We start from the raw sequence: 23,147 nt of genomic DNA, 5'->3' as shown, positions 1-23,147 counted from the left end.
CGCCACCACCGCCCGCGCCGCCACCGCGCGCCGCCGCACCGGCGGCCGGCGCCCAACGTGAACGGGTGCACGGGTTCCACGTCTCGGTCGCATCGCTCCAGTCTCACCCAGCCGTGCGACACCGCCGTCTCCCGCCCCGAGACGCTCCCCGTGTCTCCCGCCACCTCGGTGTCTCCCCCGCCGCCGGGGCGCCGCCTGCCACCCCCGCGTGGGCGGCGGAAATGGCGTGGCCCCCTGTCCGGACGGGCCGTAGGCTCGATCACCATGAGCACACTCAAGGAGCGGCTGCGCAGCGATCTCACCAGCGCCCTGCGCGCACGTGACGAACTGCGGCTGTCCACGCTGCGCCTTGCCGTCGCCGCGGTGAAGGACGCCGAGGTCGCCGGAGACGCGGCCCGCGAGCTCGACGACGCGGAGGTCGAGAAGATCATCGCCCGGGAGGTCCGCAAGCGCCGGGAGGCGGCCGAGGCGTTCGCCGGGGCCGGGCGCGCCGAGCAGGCGAGCCGGGAGAACGCCGAGGGCGACGTGCTCGCCGGCTACCTGCCGAGTCAGCTCGGTGACGAGGAGCTCGCCGCCATCGTCGACAGCGTGCTCGCCGATCTCGGCCTTTCCGGCCCGAAGGCCATGGGGCCGGTGATGAAGGCGACCCAGGCACGGGTCGCCGGGCGGGCGGACGGCCGCCGGGTGTCCGACCTCGTCCGCGCCCGCCTCACCAGCGGCGGCTGAAGCGGATCAGCCGTTGAGCTGGTCCCGCAGGTCCGGCGGCCGACCACCCCGCCAGCGGTCGTTCACCGTCGGCGGCCAGGCGGGCTGACCGGGGCGCGGGGCGATCCCGTTGGGCAGCAGCGTCGCCCCGGTGAGACCGCCGGACACCTGCAGGACGATCTCGGTGTCCACCGAGACCTCCCCCGGGCCCGGCGTCATGCCCACGACGGTGCCGGGCGGCGCGATGTGCGGCACGATCTCGGACCTGACCCGGAAGCCCTGCGAGCGCAGCGCGGCCTCGGCCGCCTGCTGGGCCTGGCCGCGGACGTCCGGCAGCGGCTTCTTCGGCACCTCGGGCTGCGTGTTGTCCGGCGCGGGCAGCGGCGCGACGGGCAGCTGCAGACCATCGACCGTGCGGGTCATGGTGCGGGCCCAGATCTGGGCGGGGAAACCACCACCGAAGACCTGCCGGCTACCCAGGACGTTGCGCAGCTGATGGGTCGACGGTCCACGCGGGTCGGCCAACGTCACGGCGGTCGCGAGCTGCGGGATGAATCCGGCGAACGACGCCGTGCTGAAGCCCTCGGCGGTTCCGGTCTTACCCGCCGCCGGACGGCCGATCCGGGCGTTGCCCGAGGCCGTTCCGTGGTTGATGACGCCCTGCAGAACCGCGGCGACAGTGTCGGCGATACCCGGGTCGAGAACCTGCTCGCAGGGTCTTCCGGCGTTGAATGCCAGCGGGCGGTCCGCGGACCCGACGCGCTGCGTGATCGACTGGACCACCCGAGGGTCACACCGGTTCCCGCGCGCGGCCAGGGTGGCATAAGCGGTCGCGAGGTCGAGAGTACTGATCTCGTTGGAGCCCAGAATCGCCGACCCGTCCACGGCGCTGATGCCGTTCACGCCCTTGCATTCGGGGTCGTTCTCACCGACGGGCCGGATCCGGCAGGAGCTGACGCCCAGCCGGCGGGCCATCTCGGCGGTCTTCAGAACGCCAAGCCGCTCGGCGAGCTGGATGTAGTAGGTGTTGACCGAGCTCCAGGTGGCCGTGGTGAGGGAGTAGTAGCCGTCCTCGCTCGGATCGGCGTTGCCGTAACAGTCCCTCCCCACCTCCTGATCCGGGTTGCCGAACTTCCCCGACTCGTAGCACAGAGGTGAGTGGAAGGTGGTCGACAGCGGGATGTTGTTCTCCAGCGCGGCCGCCAGTGTGAAGACCTTGAAGGTGGAGCCAGGGGAGAACGAGTCGGTGTCGACCGGGTAGATCTCCTTCGTGTGCACGAAGTCGCTGGTGAGCGCTGGCGCGAGATTGTCCGCCGGCGTCCCGTACTCCCGGTTGACGGCGAGCGCGAGCACGTTGCCGGTGCCCGGCTGCACCATCGCGACCCCGGCGGCGACGCGGTCACCGATCGGGATCACCTCCGACGCGGAGGTCTGTGCCGCCGCCTGCGCGACGGGATCGAGGGTGGTCCGGATCGTCAGCCCGCCCTCGAACAGCAGGCGGCGGGCGTCCTCGGACGTCGCGGCGAACGTCCGGTCGGCAAGCAGGAGCTGCCGGACATAGGAGCAGAAGAACGGCGCGGACGAGTCCTCGCAGGCGTCGGCCGAGCGGGCCGGCCGGTTCAGGACGACCTCCTCACCACGGGCCGCCTGCCACACACCGGTCTCGACGTGCCCCAGTTCGTGCATCCGGCTCAGCACCGTGTTGCGGCGTTCCCGGGCCGCCTGCGGGTGCAGTACCGGGTTGTACGCGGTGGGGTTCTTCACCAGACCGGCGAGAAGCGCCGACTGGGTGAGCGTGAGCTTGCTGACGTCGATGTTGAAGTAGTGGTGCGAGGCCGCCTGGATGCCGTACGCGCCGTCGCCGAAGTAGGCGATGTTGAGGTACCGCTCGAGGATCTCGTCCTTGCTCAGGTGGTCTTCCAGGTAGAGCGCGTAGCGGGCCTCGCGGAGCTTGCGGTCGACCGTCTGCTCGGTCGCCTGCTCCTTCTCCTCCGCCGTCCGGGCCTGGGCCAGAAGGACGTTCTTCACGTACTGCTGGGTCAGCGTGGAACCGCCCTGGGTGACCTCACCGGATTCCTGGTTCGCCAGGTACGCACGGATCATTCCCCGGTAGTCGACGCCGGTGTGGTCGTAGAAGCGGGCGTCCTCGATGTCGATTATCGCCTGGCGCATGTACTGGGGAACCTGGGCGAGGGCGACGAGCTCGCGGTCCTGCTCGCCGCGGAGCACCGCGATCTCGTTTCCGGCGGCGTCCAGAATGCGCGACGGCTGCGCCAGCGGAGGTACTGTCAGATTCGCCGGCAACGACAGGAAATGGTTCGCGCTGCTCTTCGCGGTGACGCCGGCCAGCCCGATGACGGGCAGCGCCAGCATGCTGACCAGAACGCCCGCGGCGACGCTGGCGGCGAGCACACCGAGAAGTCGCTTCGGGGTGGCGCGGCGCCAACCCGCCGACGATGGCCCGGTTCCGCCAGCGGGGGCCGCCCTGTCCCGGGCCGTGCGGCCGTCAGGGTCCCGCCGCGTCACTGCTTCCGTGCCTGGGAGCTTCACGGGCACTCCTCGCGTACGCCGCGGGGCGCCGCAACCGCGCCCGTCCGATATGTCGGTCCCGGCCACTCTGACAGCTGCCAGGTCCCAACGCGGGCCCACATGCCCGGAACCGGCGCCCGACCGATGGTTCGGCCTGGTATGAACACTGAGCCCGGGACCCTCCGCTCGAGTCCACCGCCGCCGTCGACGATGTCGGCTTTCGGCAGGCACCCGCACCGCCCGTGGCCGAGGCGTTGATCCAGTACTGCGTTGATCCACACCCTGTGATCCAAGAGATGACCTGGCTCATGCGCCACTTCATCGAACTAAGACTACGACGCCACAGCAGAGTCACGGTCGCGTCACCGAAGCGACACATGGCTGTCACAGACCGCACTACTGCGGCGATCGGGATCAATGGCCCGGACTAGTCATTTGGACAACCACCCGTGTGGGGTCTGTGCCGTGGCCACGCCACTCCGTACGGTTTCGGTTCAACGCCACGTCACCACCCGCACGGGCCCCCTGACCCGGACTCGAGAAGAAAGGCAGGTGGCATGACCAGAAGCCTGACCCCCACCGTCAGCCTGTCACGCCGTACCAGTACGACCGGGCTCGTCGGCTCCACCGCCGACGGCGACTGGACGGCTCACGCCGCCTGTCGCGACCTCGACCCGGACGAGCTCTTTGTTCAGGGGGCAGCCCAGAACAGGGTGAAGACCAGGTGCTTCGGGTGCGTGGTTCGCACCGAGTGCCTGGCGGACGCGCTCGACAACCAGGTCGAGTTCGGCGTCTGGGGCGGGATGACCGAACGGGAGCGACGCGCTCTGCTGCGCCGCCGCCCGGACGTCACCTCCTGGCGGAAGCTTCTTGCCGACGCCCAGGCGGACCACCGGTCCGCGTCCGCCGGCTAGCTCCGGCCCTAACCCTCACCCGGCGGTGTCCGACGACAGCGGGGTCGAACGGACGCCACCACACCAGGTAACACCGGTAACGCACAGTTGTTTCCATCCGAGTCGCGTATAGCCCGGATGGGCGGTGAATGCTCCACCAGTGGCGCTAGTCCCCACCAGCTCACGGTCCGCACGGTCTCCGTGTTTGGCCCGAATGGGCGGAGGGCGCACTTCAAGGACCCGGGTTCACATCGCACCGGCGCGATTCCCGGGGCCGCATTTCCACCTCCGGCTTTCAGGCCCCAGATCTGCCTGCTCCGTTCGTGCCCGGCTGCTCAGCACGCGGTTCCTTCTCCCGGCTGAACATCCCGTCATTCCGTTCCGGCTGGTCAGCGCGGTTGTCGCCCCTTCGCGGTTGCCTGGACAGGCCCGCGGTGACCACCCCCTCGTGCCTACGGCAGGACCCTCCAGGTGCCTACGCCAGCCACCGTCCCACTGCTGCCCCCCTGCCCGCTCAGGCGCCCCACGCAGCGCCCGCGCAGCGCACGCCCCCGACGCCCCGCCGGACCCCGCCCCCCCGCACGACCTCGATGGCCCACGAGGTCAGGACGTGGCGGCCGGCGGATCGGGCTGCTGTTCCCCGACCAGCGCCCGTCCGATCTCCCGAAGACCCGCCAGATCGTGCACATCGCCCGACAGCGCCTCGACCTCCACCAGCGCGGTGTCGGGATGGGCGCTGGTGAAGCGCTCACGCAGCCGCGTCTCGCGCTCCGCCAGCCGCGCGCGGTCGGCGTGGATCCGCAGCACCGCCGCGGCGAGGGGATGCTCCCCGTGGTCGGCCAGTGTCTCCGCACCGGCCAGCCCGCGCTCGACCGTCAGCGCGGACGCCTCGGAGAAGTGCATCCGGTTGACGATCAGGCCGGCCAGCGGCATACCGTCCGCGTCCAGCCGATCGACGAAGTAGGACGCCTCCCGCAGCGCCGCCGCCTCCGGCGCGGCCACCACGACGAACGAGGTCCCGGGCGCCGCGAGCAGCCGGAAGGTCTGATCCGCGCGGGCACGGAACCCACCGAACATCGTTTCCAGGGCGGCCACGAACTGACTCAGGTCGGCGAGGAGCTGGGCACCCAGCACTTTGGTGATGACCCTGGTGAACATTCCAAGGCCCGCACCCAGCACTTTCGCGTACGCCCGGCCGCCCGCCTTGGCCGGCGCGAGCAGCACCCGCAGCAGGCGGCCGTCGAGAAAGTCCCCGAGCCGGCCCGGCGCGTCCAGGAAGTCGAGCGCGGAGCGCGTCGGCGGGGTGTCGACGACGATCAGGTCCCACACGCCGCTGGCGTCGAGCTGGCCCAGCTTCTCCATCGCCATGTACTCCTGTGTGCCGGCGAAGGAGGACGACAGCGACTGGTAGAACGGGTTCGCGAGCAGCGCCTCGGCGCGCTCGGGCGTGCTGTGCTCCAGGACGATCTCGTCGAACGTCCGTTTCATGTCGAGCATCATCGCGTCCAGCCGGCCACCGGCCGAACCGTCGACGCCGCTGACCTCACGCGGAGTGTTGTCCAGGGCGGTGAGACCGAGCGACTGCGCCAGCCGCCGCGCCGGGTCGATGGTCAGCACGACGACGCGCCGGCCCCGCTCCGCCGCGCGCAGCGCGAGCGCGGCCGCGGTCGTGGTCTTGCCGACGCCGCCCGACCCGCAGCACACGATGATCCGCTCGCTGTCGAGCATGTCGTCGACGTCCAGCCGCGGAACGCCGGACGGATGCGGCCGAGGCCCGGGCCGGCTCGGCGCCGGCCGCTGGCCCCGTCCCGTGGCCCGACGGGTCCCGGCCGGCTTCCGCGCCGGTCCGGACGCCGACTTCACCCGCCCCGGGGAGGTCTTTCCGGTGGCACCGCCACCGGTCCGCGCGCCGGAGCCACCGGTCTTCGCACCGGAACCGGTGACCCTCGAGCCCGGGCTGGTGGACTTCGAGCCGGCGCCAGCGGCTTTCCCGCCGGACCTACCGGCCCCCCCGGAACCGGCGGACCCGGCGGACCCGGCGGGTTTCGCCCGGGTGCCGCCGGTCTTCGCACCGTCGGCTCTGGTGCCCCCGCCTCCGGCATCACCGGTTCCGGCCGCGCCCGCTGACGCCCCGCCCGTCGAGGCTCCGGCCGCTGACGTGCCGCCCGCTGACGTGTCGCCCGGCACCGGCCTGGATCCGCTGTCCTCGGGGCTCACGGGTTCATCCGCTGGGACCGCAGCAGCTCCGCGATCTGGTAGACCGTGCCGACGTCCACGCCGTCCGCGGCCATCGGCACCTCACAGACCGGACGGTCCAGGCAGGCGATCTCCGCACGCTGCGCCGTCTCCAGCGCGACCCGCTCGGCGTGCTGGGCGGCCTCCCAGGCCAGGTTCGCGATCAGCTCCTCGGTCGGCTCGATGCCGGCCTCCTTGACTCCCGTGGCCAGTTCCTCGTAGTCGAGCTGGCCGTGCCGGGCCAGGTCCAGCTCGGCCGGCGCGAGCAGCGGCCTGCGCACCATGTTCACCACGACAGCGCCCACCGGCAGGCCGACCTCGCGCAGCTCGCGTATCCCGTCCACCGTCTCCTGGACCGGCATCTCCTCCAGCAGGGTCACCAGGTGGACAGCCGCGCGCTCCGGAGCCAGCACCTTCATCACGCCTTCCGCCTGGGCGCGGATCGGACCCATCCTCGCCAGCCCCGCCACCTCGGCGGTCACGTTCAGAAAGCGGGCGATCCGGCCCGTGGGAGGCGCGTCCAGCACGACCGCGTCATAGGCGAGCCCGCTGGGCCTGGTCCCGTCCGGGCGGTTGACGGCCTCCTTCACCTTGCCGGTGAGGAGCACATCCCGGACTCCGGGGGCGACCGTCGTGGCGAAGTCGACCGCGCCGACGCGCCCGAGGGCACGTCCCGCGCGGCGCAGGTTGTAGAACATCTCGAGGTACTCGAGCAGGGCCTCGTCCGCATCGATCGCCAGCGCGAACACCTCACCGCCGCCCGGTGCGCTAGCCACCTTGCGCTCCCGGTAGGGCAGCGGCGGGGTGTCGAACAGCTGCGCGATCTGCTGGCGCCCCTCGACCTCGGTCAGCAGCACCCGGCGCCCGCCGGTGGCGAGCGCGACGGCCAGCGCCGCGGCGATCGTGGTCTTGCCCGTCCCGCCCTTGCCGGTGACGATGTGCAGCCGGCGGTCCCACAGAGCCACGGCCGTCTCCCGCGCCATGTCGTCACCGCTCACGTGCTCGACCGTACCCGGGGGCCGTCACTCCCGACCGCCGCACCCGCGGCTCGCGTCATGACAGATGCTCCCGCCCACCCGGCCGGGCAACAGGGCGGAGATGCTCTAGGGTCCAAGGTCATGCAGACCACGTGGGAGTATCTGACTGCCCCGCTCCTGATCCACGCCACCAAGCAGATCCTCGACAACTTCGGGGCGGACGGCTGGGAGCTCGTGCAGGTTGTGCCCGGGCCCAACCCGGAGAGCCTGGTCGCGTACTTCAAGCGGCCGAAGGCCCAGTAGGCCGGCCCGGCGATGGCCCCACCCGAACCCCCCACCCCGGCCGGCACAGACGCGCGCGCCGCGTCCCCGGAGCCCGGTGGCACCACGCCGTCCGCACGGCTCGCCGAACTCGGGCTGGTCCTGCCGGCCGTGCCCACCCCCGCGGGTGCGTATGTGCCGGCCGTGCGGGACGGCGACCTCGTCTGGACGGCCGGCCAGATCCCGCTCGTCGGGGGCCGGCTCGTCGAGACCGGTGTCGTCGGAGCCGGGATCAGCACCGGGCGCGCCGCCGAGCTGGCCCGGATGTGCGCGCTGAACGCGCTGGCCGCCGCGGCGGAGGCAGCCGGCGGCCTGGACGCCATCATCCGCATCGTCAAGGTCGTGGGATTCGTGGCGAGCGGGCCCGGTTTCGTCGAGCAGCCCCTGGTGGTCAACGGCGCCAGCGAGCTGCTCGGCGCGGTCTTCGGGGACGCCGGACGGCACGCCAGGTCAGCCGTGGGCGTCGCGGCGCTGCCGCTCGGGGCCCCCGTGGAGATCGAGCTGGTGGCCCGGGTGGCCAGCTGAGGCCGCCACCCGCGGGCCGCGGTGTCTACCATCGACAGCATGGTTGATCACCAGGCGGCGCTGATCACCCGTTTCAGCGCCTCCCGGCGGGTGGATCCGGAGGAGGCGGCCGTGCTGGCACGGCTGGCCGCCGCGCCGGCTGCCCCCCGGGACGCCGCCACCGTGATCCTGCTGCGTGACGCGCCGGCCGGCCCGGGGGTGGAGGCCTACATGCTCCGGCGCATCACCGCGATGTCGTTCGCCGGCGGGATGTACGCCTTCCCGGGCGGGCGGGTCGATCCCGCGGACGGTGACGCCACAGTCCCCTGGGCCGGTCCGCCGGTCGAGGCCGCCCTGCCCGGCCTGGACCAGGACCCGGCTCTCGCGCGGGCGCTGGTCTCCGCCGCCGTCCGGGAGACGTTCGAGGAGTGCGGCGTCCTCCTCGCCGAGCCGGCCGCCGGCGCCGGGGATGCGGCACCTGTCCCGGCCGCGCACGGTCTGGAGGCGGACAGGTTGGCGCTGGAGAACCGGAGCCTCGGCCTCGCCGAGCTGCTCACCCGCCGCTCACTCGCCCTGCGGGCCGACCGGCTGGCGGCCTGGGCCCGCTGGATCGCCCCGGAGCTGGAGCCCCGTCGGTACGACACCCGCTTCTTCGTCGCCGCCCTGCCTCCGGGCCAACAGCCCGGGCCCGTCTCGGGCGAGGCCGACCAGGCCATGTGGGTCCGCCCCGCCGACGCCCTCACCCGGTTCGCCGCCCGGGAGCTGGCGATGCTCCCGCCGACCGCCTTCACCCTGGCGGAGCTGGCCGCCTTCGACGACGTCACCGCGGTGCTCGCGGCCGCGCGGTCCCGGGACCTGGCCCCCGTCCAGCCGGTGATCTCCATTGCCGGCGGTCGCTGGCAGCTGCTGTTCCCGCACGCCGACCGCGGGACCGACCGCGGGACGGGCGTGCGATGAGTGCCCCCCGCCAGGTCACCGGGCTGGCCGCCGTCGCCCTCGCGCCGAACCCCGGCCCGATGACCCTCGAGGGGACGAACACCTGGATCCTGCGGGCCCCGGGCGAGGAGGGCTGCGTGGTCGTCGACCCGGGGCCCGACCACGAGGAGCACCTCGCCCGGGTCGCCGCCGCCGGGCCGGTGCGAGCCATCCTGCTGACGCACGGCCACTCCGACCACAGTGCGGGCGCCGCCATCCTGCACGCCCTGACCGGGGCGTGGGTGCGTGCGCTCGACCCGGCGCACCGGCTCGGCTCGGAGGGCCTCGCTGCCGGGGACGTCGTCGCCGAGGCGGGCGTCGAGCTGCGCGTGCTGGCGACCCCGGGGCACACCGCCGACTCGCTGTCGTTCGTCCTGCACGGCGACGGTGAGCCGCCGGCGGTGCTCACCGGCGACACGATCCTCGGCCGCGGCAGCACCGTGGTCGCCCACCCGGACGGCCGCCTCGACGACTATCTGGCCAGCCTGCGGCTCCTGCGGGAGCTCGGCGACATGGCGGTGCTGCCCGGGCACGGTCCGGAGCTGCCGGCCGCCGGCCGGGCCGCCGAGGCGTACCTGGCCCACCGCGCGAACCGCCTCGAGCAGGTCGCCACGGCGCTGGCCGAGCTGGGCCAGACCGCCGACCAGGTCTCCCCGGGCGACGTCGTGCGGCTGGTCTACGCGGACGTCGACCGGGCGCTGTGGCCCGCAGCGGAGCTCTCCGTCCGCGCCCAGCTCGACTACCTGCACACACGCTGACCTCACTGGCAGCAGCACCGGCTCGCCACCGCGGGTGGCGCGGGCCACTCCGCCGAGCGTGACGTCCGCCACGGCCCGGTGCCGCCGTCCCGCGGGCCGGGGGTCTCGTCCCGGGGCGGACAGGCGTCCACGGGGCGGTTGGAGGTGCGTCCGCCAGATCGGGGTACCCCAGAAAACAGGTCACGGAGTGACCTGCGCCACAATGGAGCCCAGACCGGCCGTTGTCCCGGACTCGGCCCACCGGCCCAGGTCAGTCATCCGACACAGCTTGATCCAGAAAGGGAGACGAAGGCCACTAAACTTTCCGGCGGAGGAGACGGCTCGTGCGCTTTGTGACCATTCGGCCCACTGGTACCGCCCGCGGAACCTCGGCTTCGCGGGGCGTGGCCCCCCGCGCGCGATCCCGCGCCGGCCATCGACCGACCGCCTGTTCCCGCGGCCAGCGGGGATCCGACCTCCCACGCGGCTCGTGCCGCCCACGCGCCTGCGCGATCATCCGGCGGAGAGGAACCGGTCCAGAATGGTGATCAGCTCTCCCACGCCCGGCCCGCTCGTGTGTCCTCGGTGCGGCACCCCGACCGTCCCCGGCGGGCGGTTCTGCTTCAACTGCGGTCTTCAGTTCACCCAGACCGACACCCCGCGCGCGGAGGCGGCGGAACGGCGGGTCGTCACCGTGCTCTTCGGTGATCTCTCCGACTTCACCGCCTGGGCGGAGGACCGGGACCCCGAGCGGGTCGGCGAGGTCACTGACCGGGTGCTCGCCGCGCTCGCCCGCGAGGTCGACGAGGTCGGCGGCCGGGTCGACAACCTCAGCGGAGACGGGATCATGGCCGTCTTCGGCGCGCCGACCGCCCATGAGGACGATCCCGAGCGCGCCGTGCGCGCCGCCGCCGCGATGCAGGAGACGGTCCGTCGCCTGATCATGGATGAGGGCGGCGACAGCAGCCCGCTGGGCCTGCGGGTCGGCGTCAACACCGGCGAGGTCCTCGCCGGGGTGCAGGCGGCGCTGTCGTACACGGTCATCGGGGACACGGTGAACACCGCCGCCCGGCTGTCCGGTGCGGCCGCGGTCGGCACCGTCTACGCGGGGCGGGACACGGTCACCGCCACCCGCTCGGTCGCGACCTGGCGTGACCTCCCGCCGCTGATCCTCAAGGGCAAGCGCGAGCCGGTCCCGGCCTACGAGCTGGTCAGCCTGCGCCCGTCCAACATCGCCCGCCCCGGCCTGGCCGACGACGCGACCTTCATCGGGCGCGAGGAGGAGCTGACCGAGCTCTGCGGCTACTTCACCGGGGTGACCGACCGCGGGCACCCGGACGTCGTGGTGGTCACCGGCGAGGCCGGTATCGGCAAGACCCGGCTGGCCCGCGAGCTCGCCGACAGCGCCGCGGCGGCGTCCGGCGCGACGGTGCTGTGGGGACGCACCGTCCGGCACGGCGACGTGCGGGACCTGGCCCCGCTGATCGACCTCATCCGCGGCGCCTGCAGCATCACCGACGGCGACAGTCTGGACCGGGTGGCCGACCGGGTGCGCCGCAAGGTCGCCACGCTCACCCATCCGATCTTCGGGACGAAGCTCCCGTCCGGCATCGGCGACCGGCTGCTCGGCATGCTCGGCGTGCCACCGGACCGCCGGCCGGGCGCGGGCGGGGTAACGCCGCCCGGCGATCCGGTGGGCCGGGCCTCGCACGGCGAGGCGCTGCAGCGGGCGGTCGACGACGCGGTGGAGACGGTCGGGCTGCTGCTGAGCGCGGTCGCCGTGCAGGGCCCCGTGCTGGTCATCATCGACGACCTGGAATGGGCGACGAGCCGGCTGACCATCGCGCTGCGCCGGCTCGCGACCGCGCTGACCGGCCCGGTGATGCTGCTGCTGCTCGACCGGGAGAACCCCCGCTTCGCCGACCTGGCCGCCGCGCGGCGGATCGCGCTGACCCCGCTGGCGGAGAACGCCGCCCGCGCCCTGCTCAAGGACTATCTGGGCGAGCCGGGCCTGTCCCGGGCAAACCAGGCGGGTCTGCTGGCCCGGGTGCACGGCAACCCGTTCTTCCTCACCGAGCTGCTGAACCTGCTGGTGGACAGGGGCCTGCTGCGCCAGGTGCCCGACCCCGACGGGGAGGGGATGCGCTGGGTGCTGGAGGGGTCCCTGGCCGAGACGGTGCTGCCGGCCGGCGTCCAGTCGGTGCTCGCCGCGCGGATCGACGACCTCGACCCGTCATCGAAGGCGGCGTTGCGGGCCGCGGCCGTGCTCGGCCCCCGGTTCCCGGCCGAGGCGCTGCAGGCGGTCGGGGAGCGCCCCGCGGCGGAGGTCGAGCGGGCCCTGTCCGTCCTCACCGAGCGCCAGCTCGTCCGGCCGCCACGGCAGGGCGAGACGCTGTGGCGGTTCGTCCACCCGATGGCCCGCGACGTGGCCTACTCGGGCCTGCCGAAGGTCGAGCGGGCCCGCCGGCACGCGACCGCCGCCCGCTGGGGGGTGACCGCGATGGTCGGCTCGTCCCGGGAGGTGTCGACCTTCGTCGCCGGGCACGCCCTGCGGGCCTACGACCTGGCCGCGTCGATGGCGCTGCCGGCCGACGACCCGGCCTGGTCCGCGCGGGAGGCCGGCTTCCACGCGCATGTCCGGCTGGCCCGCTCGGCGCTCGCCCGCGACGACCACCGGGCCGCTGCCGACCTGTTGGCCAACGCCCGCCGGCTCGGGCGCGATGTGGTCGACGGCGACGACGACATCAAGGTGCGCATCCTGCACGCCGAGGCGCTCGTCTGGCTGCGCCGGCTCGACGAGGCGGAGCGGGCGCTGCGCCCGGCGCTGCGGCTCAACACGCCCGCCCAGCGGGCGTCGGCCTACGCCGTCCTCGGTGAGCTCCGGCAGAAGCAGGGGCGCGGCGAGGAGGCACGGCAGTCCCTGATCACCGCCCTGGACGCCGCGCACCGGGCTGGCGACGACCGGGCCGTGGCCGCCTCCCTGCGCCGACTCGGCCTGCTGGAGTACTCGGCCGGCCGCATTCAGGCGGCCGAGGAGCGCTACAGCGAGGCACTGACACTCGCCCGGCGCGTCGACGACCCCCGCGGTGTCGGCTGGGCCCTGCAGCACCTGGCCTGGAGCGCGACCACCCGCGGCGACTACGGCCGGGCCGAGCGCACCCTGCGCGAGGCCTCCGCCCTGTTCGAGCGGCTCGAGGACGCCGGCGGCCTCGGCTGGTGCTCCGGTACCGAGGCCCTCGTGCTGTTGCTCTCCGGCCAGCTCACCCGGACCCGCAAGGTCTCCCGGGTGCTCATCAACCTCGCGGAGTCGATGCGGGAACGCTGGGGGCAGGCCGTCTGCCTGACCATCGACGCGGTCGCCGCGGCCGAGCTCGGCGACATCGAGACCGCCGAGGCCGAGGCGGCCCGCGCGGCGGAACTGTTCACCGAGACGGGCGACTCCTGGGGGCACACGCTCACCCTGATCGCCCGCGGCCTGGCCGCCCGCGGCGCGGGCGAACCACAGCGCGGCGCCGACCTGCTCACCGAGGTGTGCACCGAGGCAGCCGCCACCGGGCATGTGATCATCGGCGCGTTCGCGCAGGTGCTGCTCGGCCTGACCAGGCTGGACGCTGGTCAGGTGGACGCCGCCGAGGAGGCGGCCCGCCGCGCGCTCGCCGATCTGGACCGCCTGGAGCTGCGCCCGCACGCCCAGCTCGGAGCCAAGGTCCTGGTGGCGCAGATCGCCCGGGCCCGCGGCCGGCTGGACGAGGCCATCGCCGGCCTGCGCGGTGCGCTCGCCGTCAGCGAGCCGGCGACCCTGATGTTCCCCCGCCGGCAGGCGTACGCCCACCTCGCCGGCACCCTGCTGGACGCGGGGGAGCCCGACGAGGCGCTGCGGGTGGCCCGGCGCGCGGTCAGTGTGGACGCTGAGGACGTGCGCGCCCAGGTACTGGCCTACCGGGCCCTGGGCACGGTGCTGGCAGCCCACGGGGACGTCGAGGGCAGCCGCGAGGCCTACCAGCAGGCTCTGGCGGCGGCGACGGCCACCGGCGCGGTCAGCGAGGCTCCGCAGACCCGGCGGCTGCTCGCCGCGCTGCCGCCAGCCGGGCCCGGCGACGACGATGATCCGTCGAAGGACGGCGGCGCGCTGTCGAGGAACGGCGGCGCAACCCGGGACGGCGGCTTCGGGATCACGAACGAGGGCCGCCTCGACATCGCGGAGAACGGGCTGGGGAAGATGCCGCTCCCGGATCCAGCGCCCTTGGCGGATCCGGGAGACGGCCGGGTAACGGACATGCCGGCTCCCCTACCGGCGGTGAGTTCAGCGGGCCCGGCGAGCGAGCCGCTCACGATCGAGCAGCACGACGGCGCGTGAGTCCAGCCGCAGCCACCCTCGGGTGGCGAAGTCGGCCAGGGCTTTGTTCACCGTCTCCCGCGAGGCACCGACCAGTTGTGCCAGTTCCTCCTGGGTGAGGCCGTGTTCGACCCGGACCCCCGCCGCCTCGTTGCCCGGCTGGGCCGGCTCACCGAAACGGTCGGCCAGGTCGAGCAGCGCCTTCGCCACCCGGCCGGGCACGTCGGTGAAGACCATGTCCGCCATCGTGTCGTTGGTCCGCCGCAGACGGCGGGCCAGCACACGCAGCAGCAGCGCCCCGGCCTCGGGCCGGGAACGCAGCCACGGCCGCAACGCGGTGTGGTCGAGCGCGACGAGCGACGCGTCGGTCACGGCGGTCGCCGTCGCGGTGCGCGGCCCCGGATCGAACAGGGAGAGCTCTCCGAACAGGTCTCCCGGGCCCATCACGTACAGCAGGTTCTCCCGCCCATCGGCGGACTGGCGTCCTATCTTGACCTTGCCGGAAAGAACCACGAAAACGCGGTCACCGACATCCCCTTCGCGGAACAGCACATCGCCACGGGTCACGTCCTGCCGGTCCAGGTGATCGGAAAGCGCCTGGCGGTCGGGCTCGGACAACCCGGCGAACAGCGGAACGCGGGCTAGCAGATCGTCCACGAGGTGAGCATGCCAGGGTGCGGGGCTTTGGGCACGGCCAGGGACCCCCATCGGCCTGGTCAGGTCACGCAGATGTACCCGAATACGTCGTTCTGATACGCAAAGTGACAGCAGAAGGACCACCAAGGTGGCGTGCATCACAATCCGCACAGCACGGCCGATCTGCCGGCCTGCGCACCGCGGGACCGCTCACGGCGACGGTCACGCCGTCAACTGAACAGGCCGATCAGGCCGATCAGGCCGACTGGCCCGATCGGGTCAGTCGGACAGGTGGGGCAGATCAGGAGGGCGGCCTCGTCGGGCGTCAGGCAGCGCGGTGCTTGCCCGGCGGCGTGCGGCGCAGCCGGCGCCGGTAGCGCTCGAGCGCGGCCGGCAGACCCTGCTGGACGAAGGTCGCCACCTCGTCGGGCCGGGCGCTGTCGAGGAAGCCCTCAAGCCCCTTGCCCGTGTCGGCAGCGTTGAGAGGGCGCTCCACCCGCTCCATCGCCAGGAGGAGCCCGAGCAGCACCAACGGGAACGTAACCACAGCAAAGGCAAACATGACGAGCCCATGGTCCACGATGGCGGCCGGCGGCACGCGTTCGGGGTGGCGACGCGCCATCGCGGACCACCATCAGGCAACCGGTTGCGCCCAGGGCACGACAGATAACCTGCGGAGTATGGCAACCACCGTCGACGCGTCAGCCGAGACGGCCCTGGCCCGTACCCGGCGCGCACGCCGCATCGTGCGCGCGCTCGGCGAGCTCCATCCCGACGCGCGGATCGCGCTGCACTTCGGCAACCCGCTGGAGCTCCTGGTCGCGACGGTGCTGTCGGCCCAGTGCACCGACAAGAAGGTCAACGAGGTCACCCCGGCCGTCTTCGCTCGCTACCGGGACGCGGGCGCCTACGCCGCGGCGGACCGCGAGGAGCTCGAGGCCCTGCTACGCCCCACCGGCTTCTTCCGGGCGAAGGCGAACTCGCTGATCGGCATCGGCACCGCCCTCGCCGAGCGGTTCGGGGGCGAGGTGCCCGGCCGCCTGGCGGATCTGGTGACGCTGCCCGGTGTGGGGCGCAAGACCGCGAACGTTGTCCTCGGCCACGCCTTCGGCGTCCCCGGCATCACCGTCGACACCCACGTCGGCCGGCTGTCACGCCGCTTCGCGCTGACGACCGAGACCGACCCGGTCCGCGTCGAGAGCGATCTGGCGGGCCTCATCGAGCGGCGGGACTGGACGATCGCCTCGGACCGCATGATCTTCCACGGCAGGCGGATCTGTCATGCCCGCCGGCCCGCCTGCGGGGCGTGTGCGATCGCTCGGCTGTGCCCGTCCTTCGGGGAGGGCCCGAGCGATCCGCTCCAGGCTGCCCGCCTGGTCCGCGGGGACGCGGAGGCGGCCCGGTGAGCGCCCCGCGCCGGCCTGGCCCCGGCCCCGGCCCCGGCCAGGCGTCGGCTGCCGGCGGAGCGCCTGTCCCGGACTGGCTGACCGCGCTGGTCGGTGCGGTCGGCGACGGCATCCCCGTCGAGACGTCCCGGAGCCCGCAGCAGCGGCAGCCCGGCCCGCGGCGCCGGGCGGCGGTCCTGATCCTGTTCGGCCAGGGGCCGGGCGGGCCCGACATCCTGCTGCTGCAGCGCGCGGCGGACATGCGCGACCACGCCGGGCAGCCCGCCTTCCCCGGCGGCAGTGCCGACGAGACGGACGTCTCGATGGCCGCGACGGCGCTGCGCGAGGCCGAGGAGGAGGTCGGCCTCGATCCGGCCGGCGTCGAGGTCCTCGCCGCCGCCCAGCCGCTCTACCTGGCAGCAAGCCATTTCCTCGTCACCCCGGTGCTCGCCTGGTGGCGCACCCCGAGCGCCGTGCAGGCGGTCGACCCGGCGGAGACGTCGTCGGTGGCGCGGGTCCCCGTCGCGGAGCTGGCCGACCCGGCGAACAGGATCCTGCTGTGGCACCCGGCCGGGTTCGGCAGCCCGGCCTTCCGGGTGCATGGCATGACGGTGTGGGGCTTCACCGCCGGCATCCTCGACGCGCTGCTGCGGCTCGGCGGGTGGGAACGCCCCTGGGACACCGCGACCCCGGTCGACGTGCCGGAGATCACCTCCGCGATCACCAGGGCCATGGTCCTCCCCCGAGCGGTGGTGGAGCCCCGGGCCGCGCCGGGCGAAGCGGACGGTACGGTCGGAGGATGACCATCCGATCCGCCCGATCCGCCAAAAACGCGCTGGTCGCGCTGGTCGCGGCCGTCATGTTGGTCACCGTCGCGGCGGGCTGCGGCGGAGGTGGCGGTGGGGGCGGCGAGGCAGCTGCCACAGCGATGCTGACGCCGACAGTCCAGGACGGGGTCCAGGTCTTCGGCGTCGTCGGCCAGGCTGACCTGACGTTCTCCGCCCGCGAGCTGGTCGCCAGCCCCGGCCGGATCCGGGTCGACTTCTCGGTCGCGAAGGGCTCCGCGCCCCACAACTTCGTCATCTCCCAGCTGCCCGGGGCGAGCACGGACATCCTGAGCACCGGCGAGTCCCAGACGATCACGTTCACGGCCACCGAGCCGGGCGAGTATCCCGTGATCTGCACGCTGCACCCGGCCATGACCGCCACCCTCGTGGTCCGCTGAAGCGCCGACGCGGCCCTCGGTGAACCTTCTCGACCTCGTCCTCATCGCGCTGGTCGTGATGTTCGCGATCTCCGGATACCGGCAGGGGTTCGCCGTCGGTGCCCTGTCGTTCGTGGGCTTTCTCGGCGGCGGTGTCCTCGGCGCCAAGATCGCGCGCCCCTTCGCCGAGCTCATCGGGCGTGAGGACGACGGCGCGGTGGTCGGCCTCATCGTGGTCGTCGGCCTGGCGCTGATGGGGCAGATCCTCGGCACCGCCCTGGGTGCGATCCTGCGCGGCCGGCTGACCTGGCGGCCCGGGCAGCGCCTCGACGCCGTCGCCGGCGCCGTGCTCTCCGGGTTCTCGGTGCTGCTGGTCGCCTGGCTCATCGCCACCGCGGTGGACCGCTCCCCGTTCCAGACCCTCGCCCGTGCCGCCCGCGGCTCGGAGATCCTCGGCGCCGTCGACACCGAGATGCCGAACGACGTCCGGCACACCTTCGCCGACCTGCGGCGCCTGATGGACGACCAGGGCTTCCCCGAGGTCTTCGCCGGCCTCGACGGCGAGCGCATCGTCGCCACCGACGTACCCGACGCGTCGGTTGTCGGCACGGTCGAGATCCAGAACGCCGCCGCGAGCATCCTGAAGATCCGCGGGCAGGCACCGTCGTGCGGCAAGCAGGTCGAAGGCACCGGGTTCGTCTTCTCGCCGCAGCACATCATGACGAACGCCCACGTCGTGGCCGGGGTCAGCGAGGCCGTCGTCGAGCTCGACTCCGGTTCGCTGCCGGCCGAGGTGGTGCTCTTCGACCCCGGCCGGGACGTGGCGGTGCTGCACGTCCCCGGCCTGGTCCGCCCGCCGCTGCGGTTCCAGTCCTCGCCCCCGGCCGAGCCGGGCGACTCCGCCGTCGTAGCCGGCTATCCCCAGGACGGGCCGTACACGACCGAACCCGCGCGGATCCGCAACCAGCAGAACGCGAGCGCGCCGGACATCTACTCGCGCGGCACGGTCCGCCGGGACATCTTCGCGATCCGCGGGCAGGTGCTGCCCGGCAACTCCGGCGGTCCGCTGCTGTCCGAGTCCGGCACCGTGCTGGGTGTCGTCTTCGCCGCCGCGACGGACGACGACGACACCGGCTACGTGCTGACCGCCCAGGAGGTCTCCGTCCCGGCGCAGCGCGGCGCGCAGGCGATCATCCCGGTGAGCACGCAGAGCTGCGACTGACGGCGAGCCGCCGGCCGGGTCAGCGCGTCGTATCAGCGCGGCGGGTCAGCCGGCTGGGTCAGCGGGTCGAGTCGGAGTGTCGGGGCGTCCTGGGCCGTCTGCGCCAGCCAGGTGACAAGGTCGCGGGTGACCGTGTCCGGATCCTCCTCGTGGGGGAAGTGCCCCAGCCCCTCGTAGGACCGCCAGGTGTAGGGCGCGGCGACATGGCGGTCCGACCCGAGGGCTGTCGAAAGCAGGAAGCAGCGGTCGAGGCAGCCGTGCAGCTGCAGGGTGGGGACCCGCACCGGCGTCCGCAGAAGCTCGGCGAACCGTGCGCCGTCCGGGCGGAACAGGGATCGCACCGCCCACCGGTGGTACTCCAGCGAGCTGTGGGCGACGCCGGGGATCCGCATGGCGCCGCGGTAGCGCGCCTCCGTGTCCGGAGCCGGGTAGCCCGGCCCGCCCCAGGCCCGCAGCAGCTCGGCGACGTGGGCCGCGCCGTCCGCGACGAGCCGGCGCTCGGGCAGCCACGGCAGCTGGAACGCGCCCAGATAGCGGCTGGCCAGGCCCTGCCCACCCGGATCGGCGGCGATCTGGCGCCGGATCCGCAGCGGGTGTGGCATACCGATGACGGCGAGGCCGCGCACCACCCGGGGCCGGCGCACCGCCGTCGTCCAGCCGAGGAGGCCGCCCCAGTCATGGCCGACGATCACCGCGTCGCGTTCGCCGAGGGCCCGTACCAGCCCGGCGACGTCGTCCGCCAGGGTGGGAGCGTCGTAGCCCCGGGGCGGCTTGTCGCTGGCGCCGTACCCGCGCAGGTCCGCGGCGACGACCCGGTAGCCGGCGCGCGGGAGGTCGCGCAGCTGCCAGCGCCACGTCCACCAGAACTGCGGGAAGCCGTGCAGCAGGAGGACGAGCGGCCCCTCGCCGGCCTCGGCGACATGCAGGCGGGTCCCGTTGGTCGAGACGTCCCGGTGCCGCCATGGCCCGTCGACGAGGACGGTGGCGGGATCGGGGGGGGCATCCTCCATCGCCTGCAAGGATGGCAGACCGGCGGACATCGTCGTGGAGGTGGTGCGCGGGGCCCGGGACGGCCGTGCCGCTCAGCCGGCGTGCCCGCCGCCCTGCTTCGCCCGTGCCCTGCCAGCCGGACTGCGCAGCAGGGTGACATCGTCACGCACGGTCTGGATGGTCCGTTCGGGCGGTGACAGCTTCTTCAGGCGGGTCACCGCGAAGATCGACAACAGTCCTGCCAGCGCCAGATAAAGCAGGGCCGTGAGCAGGTAGGCCCAGAAGCGCTCGACTCCGGCCCAGGTGAACAGCTCACCGATGAAGATGGTTCCGGCGATGAGCGCGCCGAGCCCCAGGCCGGCCGCCGCCACGAGGAAACCGATCCCGAGCCCGGCGGATACCGCCTGACGGGCGAGCTCGGCCTTCGCGAGCTCGATCTCCTGGCGGACCAGCAGGGACATGTCACGGGTCGCCAGGGCGACCAGCTCCCCCAGCGTCGGCTGCTCGCGCTCCGCCCCCGAGCTGTCGGTCCTCATCGGCACACCGGCCCTCCCTCGTGAAACCGGCCCGCGACCCGCCGATCAGGTCCGGTACCGGCGGCGCCCTTCAGCCGGGTGCGCGGGCATCGCCGCGCGGCCGCCGCTCACGCGGACGGCCCCGTCCTGATTCCCTGTGCACAGTGTGGCCCGCAACGAGGGGACAGGTGCGGCAACACCGCGATCGAAAGGTGTGATCCGAGGGACGACTCGCCCTGGCACTGGTCGTGGTCCCGGCGAGGCCAGCCCCGGCAAACCCGGGCGGGGTAGCGTCTGCGAGGTGACAGCACGTTCGGCAGTACCTGTCGCCGCGGCGGACCCACTGAGCCAGGTTGCGGCGATTCCCGGCGTCGGCGACGCCGCGACGGCCGCCCGCACCTCCGTGGACACCCTCCTGCGGCACCGCATCCTGCGCCGCCGCAGCGCGGAGGTGACCGCCGAGGCCTCACTGCGCGCCGCCCGCGCCTCCGCCGCGCTCGAAGGCCACGACGTGCCGCTGGACGTCCTGCGAGCCCACCTCAGCGATCAGCTGCCCGCGGGTGAGGTGACCGGCGAGACTGCCGTGGGCTCCACCGGCTCCGTGGGTTCCGCGGCCGGGGCCGACGCGGAGAACCTCGGCGTGACGTTGGGAGCGGTCCGGCTCTACGCGGAGCTGGGCACGCTGGCGCCCGCGTGGGAACGCGCACCGCGGCAGGCGCTGGCCCGGATGCATCTCCTCGCCGGGCGGGGCCTGCTGCCCGACACCGTGCTCGGGCGGCCCCGCACCGCCGGCAGCGATGCCGTCGCGGGAGGCCGTGCCGCGGCGAGAGGCAGTGCCGGGGCGACCGGCAGTGCCGCGGCGGGAGACGGCGAGCCGGTGTTCGCCGGCGGGCTGGGCCTGCCGACGGTTTCCGCCCTGGAGATGTCGGCGCGCCTCGACGGGCTCACCGCGATCCTCACCGCTCCGACGGCAGCCCCCGCGATCGTGGTCGCCGCGGTGGTCCACGGCGAGCTCCTCGCGATCCGTCCTTTCGGGGCCCTGGACGGGATCATTGCCCGGGCGGCCGCACGGCTCGTCCTGATCAGCCGCGGCCTGGACCCGAAGGCCCTGGTCGCCACCGATGTCGGGCACCTCGAGCTGGACCGGCCGGCCGGCGGCACGGGGACCGACGGTGGCGACGGGCCGGCGGGAGCGTACAGCGAGGCGCTGGCCGCCTACCTGGCCGGCGGGCCGGACGGCGTGGGCACCTGGGTACGGCACTGCGCAACCGCTGTCGGGCTGGCTGCCCGGGAGTCGCTCGCGGTGTGCGAGGCACTGTCCCGCGGCTAACCGCCACGAGGACCAATTTTTATAGCACGGTCCCGCCCGCACCGAAGATCCACACCTGCCAGGGGCCCTGGCGCATGGTGGCCACACACAGCCACCCGCGCCGAAGGGACGGGCCCGCCATGACCCCAGCGAAGCCCCTCACACCCACGGACGACGCACCGCGCGGACGTCCGCTCATCGTCACCGACTCGCCGGACCTGCTCGACGACCTCCTCCGGCTCGCCGCCGCCGCCGGCGCCGCCGTCACAGTGGTACCGACCGCCCGGGCAGCGGGCCGCTACTGGGCGAAGGCGCCCCTCGTGGTGGTCGGCGCCGACCGGGCCGCGGCCTGCGTCGCCGCGGATCTGCCGGCTCGTTCCGACACCGTTCTGGTCGGCACCGACATCGACGACCGCCGGACCTGGAGCCTGGCGCTCCTGCTCAACGCCGAGCACGTCGTCTTCCTGCCCGAAGCCGAGACCTGGCTGGTCAACCTCCTCTCCCGCGCGGCGGACGCGGCCCGGAGCCGGTCCAGGACCGTGGGCGTGCTCGGTGGCCGCGGCGGTGTGGGCGCCACCACCCTGGCTGCGGCGCTGGCGCGGGCGGGGCTGCGGCACCGGGTCCGCTCGGTCCTGCTGGAGATGGACCCGTTCGGCGGCCTCGCCATCGGCCCGGACGGTTCGCCGGGCAGCGACAGCGCGCCGGCGGGCGGTGCGTCCGCCGCCGCCCGCGGCAGGCGTGGTGTGCATGGCATCCACAGCCTGGACGGTGCCGGGGCCGGGCGAACCCGGCCCAGGGCGGCTTCCGATCCGGTCCCCGGGTCCGGGCCGGGGTCCAGGTCGGCACCAGAGGCCGGGCCGGGGCCGCTCGACGGTGGCAACGACCTCCTCGACCACTTTCTCGCCGGACCGCCGATGCTCGGCGGTGACCTGCCGGTGTTGTCCTGGGACCGCGACCAGATCCCGGTCCTGTCCCCGCCGGCCGTCAGCGCACTGTTCGCCACCGCGCGCGGCAGCGCGGATCTGATCGTCGTCGACCTCCCCCGCTCCGCCGATGCCGCGGCCGACGTCGGCCTGTTCCTGTGCGAGACGGTCCTGATCGTCGTGACCGCTGATCCGCCCGCCTGCGCGGCGGCCATCCGGATCGCGGCACACGCGACGCGGACCTGCTCGGACGTCCGGCTGGTCGTACGACTGCCCGAGCCGGGCCCGACGCGGCACGCCGGCACCGGCCTCGCCTCCCGTGCCCGGACCGGTGCGCCCACCGGTGCCGCCCTGGCCCGCGCGGTCGCCGCCGATGTCGGCCTCCCACTCGGCGGAATGATCCAGCACGAGCCGGCCGCCACTCCCACGGTGATGGCCGCTCCGGACCGGCGGGCGATGACCGGTCCCGAGGGAAACCGTCCGACCACACACCGACCCCCGGGCAATTCCGGTTCAGATCCCACAGACAGGACCACAGGACGTCCCAGCAAGAACGCGGGCGCCGGGGCGGAACCGGCCGAACCGGGCGCCGGAGAGTCGATCATTCAGTTCAGCGACCGTTTCCTGGCGGATCTCGGTCTCAGCCGCGGGGAGCACCCGTGAGGACCAGCCGTTCGCTCGCCGACCCACGGCAGCGGCCGGATCCCGGCCCGCCACCCGTGCCCGCCCCGCCCTCCATCTTCACACCCTC

Annotated in this window: 20 protein-coding genes; 13 read left to right on the top strand and 7 right to left on the bottom strand. The window is 73.6% G+C overall.

Annotated elements, in window-relative coordinates:
* Positions 1-264: 264 nt before the first annotated feature.
* On the top strand, positions 265-726 hold the full coding sequence (locus AB1460_RS28060; protein WP_368965105.1) for a GatB/YqeY domain-containing protein: 462 nt from the start codon (positions 265-267) through the stop codon (positions 724-726).
* A gap of 6 nt (positions 727-732) precedes the next feature.
* Here AB1460_RS28060 and AB1460_RS28055 read toward each other — a convergent pair whose 3' ends face one another.
* Positions 733-3,078: a penicillin-binding protein gene (locus AB1460_RS28055; protein WP_368965107.1), complete on the bottom strand. Its 2,346-nt coding sequence runs from the start codon at positions 3,076-3,078 to the stop codon at positions 733-735.
* Positions 3,079-3,791: 713 nt separating this feature from the next.
* Between AB1460_RS28055 and AB1460_RS28050 the strand changes: the two genes are divergently transcribed.
* Positions 3,792-4,148: a WhiB family transcriptional regulator gene (locus tag AB1460_RS28050; protein WP_018637428.1), complete on the top strand. Its 357-nt coding sequence runs from the start codon at positions 3,792-3,794 to the stop codon at positions 4,146-4,148.
* Between the two features lie 582 nt (positions 4,149-4,730).
* Here the strand turns inward: AB1460_RS28050 and AB1460_RS28045 are convergent.
* Positions 4,731-5,990: an ArsA family ATPase gene (locus tag AB1460_RS28045; protein ID WP_368965104.1), complete on the bottom strand. Its 1,260-nt coding sequence runs from the start codon at positions 5,988-5,990 to the stop codon at positions 4,731-4,733.
* Between the two features lie 350 nt (positions 5,991-6,340).
* On the bottom strand, positions 6,341-7,360 hold the full coding sequence (locus tag AB1460_RS28040; RefSeq protein WP_420497391.1) for an ArsA-related P-loop ATPase: 1,020 nt from the start codon (positions 7,358-7,360) through the stop codon (positions 6,341-6,343).
* A gap of 120 nt (positions 7,361-7,480) precedes the next feature.
* Here AB1460_RS28040 and AB1460_RS28035 point away from each other — a divergent pair, with 120 nt between their 5' ends.
* The 5 genes from AB1460_RS28035 to AB1460_RS28015 all read left to right on the top strand — a co-directional run bounded on the left by AB1460_RS28035 (position 7,481) and on the right by AB1460_RS28015 (position 14,233).
* Positions 7,481-7,642 carry a DUF4177 domain-containing protein gene (locus tag AB1460_RS28035; protein ID WP_018637431.1) on the top strand — a complete coding sequence of 54 codons (162 nt, stop codon included), beginning with the start codon at positions 7,481-7,483 and terminating at the stop codon, positions 7,640-7,642.
* A gap of 12 nt (positions 7,643-7,654) precedes the next feature.
* Positions 7,655-8,185 carry a RidA family protein gene (locus AB1460_RS28030; RefSeq protein WP_368965103.1) on the top strand — a complete coding sequence of 177 codons (531 nt, stop codon included), beginning with the start codon at positions 7,655-7,657 and terminating at the stop codon, positions 8,183-8,185.
* 39 nt (positions 8,186-8,224) lie between these two features.
* Positions 8,225-9,121, top strand: a complete 897-nt coding sequence (locus AB1460_RS28025; RefSeq protein WP_368965102.1) for an NUDIX hydrolase — start codon at positions 8,225-8,227, stop codon at positions 9,119-9,121.
* Entirely contained in the window at positions 9,118-9,897 is a 780-nt protein-coding gene (locus tag AB1460_RS28020; RefSeq protein ID WP_368965101.1) for an MBL fold metallo-hydrolase, read from the top strand. Before AB1460_RS28025 ends, AB1460_RS28020 begins: the two co-directional genes overlap by 4 nt.
* Positions 9,898-10,417: 520 nt before the next feature.
* Positions 10,418-14,233, top strand: coding sequence for a tetratricopeptide repeat protein (locus tag AB1460_RS28015; protein WP_368965100.1), 3,816 nt, complete (start codon positions 10,418-10,420; stop codon positions 14,231-14,233).
* Here the strand turns inward: AB1460_RS28015 and AB1460_RS28010 are convergent.
* Together AB1460_RS28010 and AB1460_RS28005 are read right to left on the bottom strand one after the other, a co-directional pair.
* The gene (locus tag AB1460_RS28010; protein WP_018637435.1) at positions 14,180-14,869 is read right to left on the bottom strand and encodes a Crp/Fnr family transcriptional regulator; all 690 of its coding nucleotides are present in this window, start codon (positions 14,867-14,869) and stop codon (positions 14,180-14,182) included. The two genes, AB1460_RS28015 and AB1460_RS28010, sit on opposite strands and share 54 nt — an antisense overlap.
* 304 nt (positions 14,870-15,173) lie before the next feature.
* Positions 15,174-15,410, bottom strand: a complete 237-nt coding sequence (locus AB1460_RS28005) for a hypothetical protein (protein ID WP_026311087.1) — start codon at positions 15,408-15,410, stop codon at positions 15,174-15,176.
* Between the two features lie 118 nt (positions 15,411-15,528).
* Between AB1460_RS28005 and nth the strand changes: the two genes are divergently transcribed.
* Genes nth through AB1460_RS27985 form a run of 4 tightly spaced genes read left to right on the top strand, consistent with a single transcriptional unit; the run spans position 15,529 to position 18,659 of the window.
* On the top strand, positions 15,529-16,254 hold the full coding sequence (gene nth / locus AB1460_RS28000; RefSeq protein ID WP_368965099.1) for an endonuclease III: 726 nt from the start codon (positions 15,529-15,531) through the stop codon (positions 16,252-16,254).
* Positions 16,251-17,036 (top strand): NUDIX hydrolase, encoded by a 786-nt coding sequence (locus tag AB1460_RS27995; protein ID WP_368965098.1) that lies wholly within the window; start codon positions 16,251-16,253, stop codon positions 17,034-17,036. The genes nth and AB1460_RS27995 overlap by 4 nt, the downstream gene beginning before the upstream one ends.
* Positions 17,033-17,458: a cupredoxin domain-containing protein gene (locus AB1460_RS27990; protein ID WP_368965097.1), complete on the top strand. Its 426-nt coding sequence runs from the start codon at positions 17,033-17,035 to the stop codon at positions 17,456-17,458. The genes AB1460_RS27995 and AB1460_RS27990 overlap by 4 nt, the downstream gene beginning before the upstream one ends.
* 19 nt (positions 17,459-17,477) lie before the next feature.
* Positions 17,478-18,659 (top strand): MarP family serine protease, encoded by a 1,182-nt coding sequence (locus AB1460_RS27985; protein ID WP_368965096.1) that lies wholly within the window; start codon positions 17,478-17,480, stop codon positions 18,657-18,659.
* A 32-nt stretch (positions 18,660-18,691) separates the two neighbouring features.
* Here the strand turns inward: AB1460_RS27985 and AB1460_RS27980 are convergent, their stop codons facing one another.
* Positions 18,692-19,669 carry an alpha/beta fold hydrolase gene (locus tag AB1460_RS27980; RefSeq protein WP_368965095.1) on the bottom strand — a complete coding sequence of 326 codons (978 nt, stop codon included), beginning with the start codon at positions 19,667-19,669 and terminating at the stop codon, positions 18,692-18,694.
* A gap of 72 nt (positions 19,670-19,741) precedes the next feature.
* The gene (locus AB1460_RS27975; protein ID WP_368965094.1) at positions 19,742-20,185 is read right to left on the bottom strand and encodes a phage holin family protein; all 444 of its coding nucleotides are present in this window, start codon (positions 20,183-20,185) and stop codon (positions 19,742-19,744) included.
* 280 nt (positions 20,186-20,465) lie between these two features.
* On the opposite strand from AB1460_RS27975, the gene AB1460_RS27970 reads away from it, so the two are divergent.
* Entirely contained in the window at positions 20,466-21,494 is a 1,029-nt protein-coding gene (locus tag AB1460_RS27970) for a hypothetical protein (RefSeq protein ID WP_368965093.1), read from the top strand.
* 119 nt (positions 21,495-21,613) lie between these two features.
* The gene (ssd, locus tag AB1460_RS27965) at positions 21,614-23,059 is read left to right on the top strand and encodes a septum site-determining protein Ssd (protein WP_368965092.1); all 1,446 of its coding nucleotides are present in this window, start codon (positions 21,614-21,616) and stop codon (positions 23,057-23,059) included.
* Positions 23,060-23,147 lie beyond the last annotated feature (88 nt).

This window comes from Parafrankia sp. FMc2 (assembly GCF_041008525.1).
Lineage (GTDB): Bacteria > Actinomycetota > Actinomycetes > Frankiales > Frankiaceae > Parafrankia.
The sequence above is the reverse complement of the archived record's forward strand: the minus strand, read 5'-3'. Positions and strand labels throughout refer to the sequence as shown.

Coding starts and splice junctions, on each gene's coding strand:
- AB1460_RS28060 (WP_368965105.1), top strand. CDS start 265: ATGAGCACACTCAAGGAGCGGCTGCGCAGCGATCTCACCAGCGCCCTG.
- AB1460_RS28055 (WP_368965107.1), bottom strand. CDS start 3,078: ATGCTGGCGCTGCCCGTCATCGGGCTGGCCGGCGTCACCGCGAAGAGC.
- AB1460_RS28050 (WP_018637428.1), top strand. CDS start 3,792: ATGACCAGAAGCCTGACCCCCACCGTCAGCCTGTCACGCCGTACCAGT.
- AB1460_RS28035 (WP_018637431.1), top strand. CDS start 7,481: ATGCAGACCACGTGGGAGTATCTGACTGCCCCGCTCCTGATCCACGCC.
- AB1460_RS28030 (WP_368965103.1), top strand. CDS start 7,655: ATGGCCCCACCCGAACCCCCCACCCCGGCCGGCACAGACGCGCGCGCC.
- AB1460_RS28025 (WP_368965102.1), top strand. CDS start 8,225: ATGGTTGATCACCAGGCGGCGCTGATCACCCGTTTCAGCGCCTCCCGG.
- AB1460_RS28020 (WP_368965101.1), top strand. CDS start 9,118: ATGAGTGCCCCCCGCCAGGTCACCGGGCTGGCCGCCGTCGCCCTCGCG.
- AB1460_RS28015 (WP_368965100.1), top strand. CDS start 10,418: ATGGTGATCAGCTCTCCCACGCCCGGCCCGCTCGTGTGTCCTCGGTGC.
- AB1460_RS28005 (WP_026311087.1), bottom strand. CDS start 15,410: ATGTTTGCCTTTGCTGTGGTTACGTTCCCGTTGGTGCTGCTCGGGCTC.
- nth (WP_368965099.1), top strand. CDS start 15,529: ATGGCAACCACCGTCGACGCGTCAGCCGAGACGGCCCTGGCCCGTACC.
- AB1460_RS27990 (WP_368965097.1), top strand. CDS start 17,033: ATGACCATCCGATCCGCCCGATCCGCCAAAAACGCGCTGGTCGCGCTG.
- AB1460_RS27980 (WP_368965095.1), bottom strand. CDS start 19,669: ATGGAGGATGCCCCCCCCGATCCCGCCACCGTCCTCGTCGACGGGCCA.
- AB1460_RS27975 (WP_368965094.1), bottom strand. CDS start 20,185: ATGAGGACCGACAGCTCGGGGGCGGAGCGCGAGCAGCCGACGCTGGGG.
- ssd (WP_368965092.1), top strand. CDS start 21,614: ATGACCCCAGCGAAGCCCCTCACACCCACGGACGACGCACCGCGCGGA.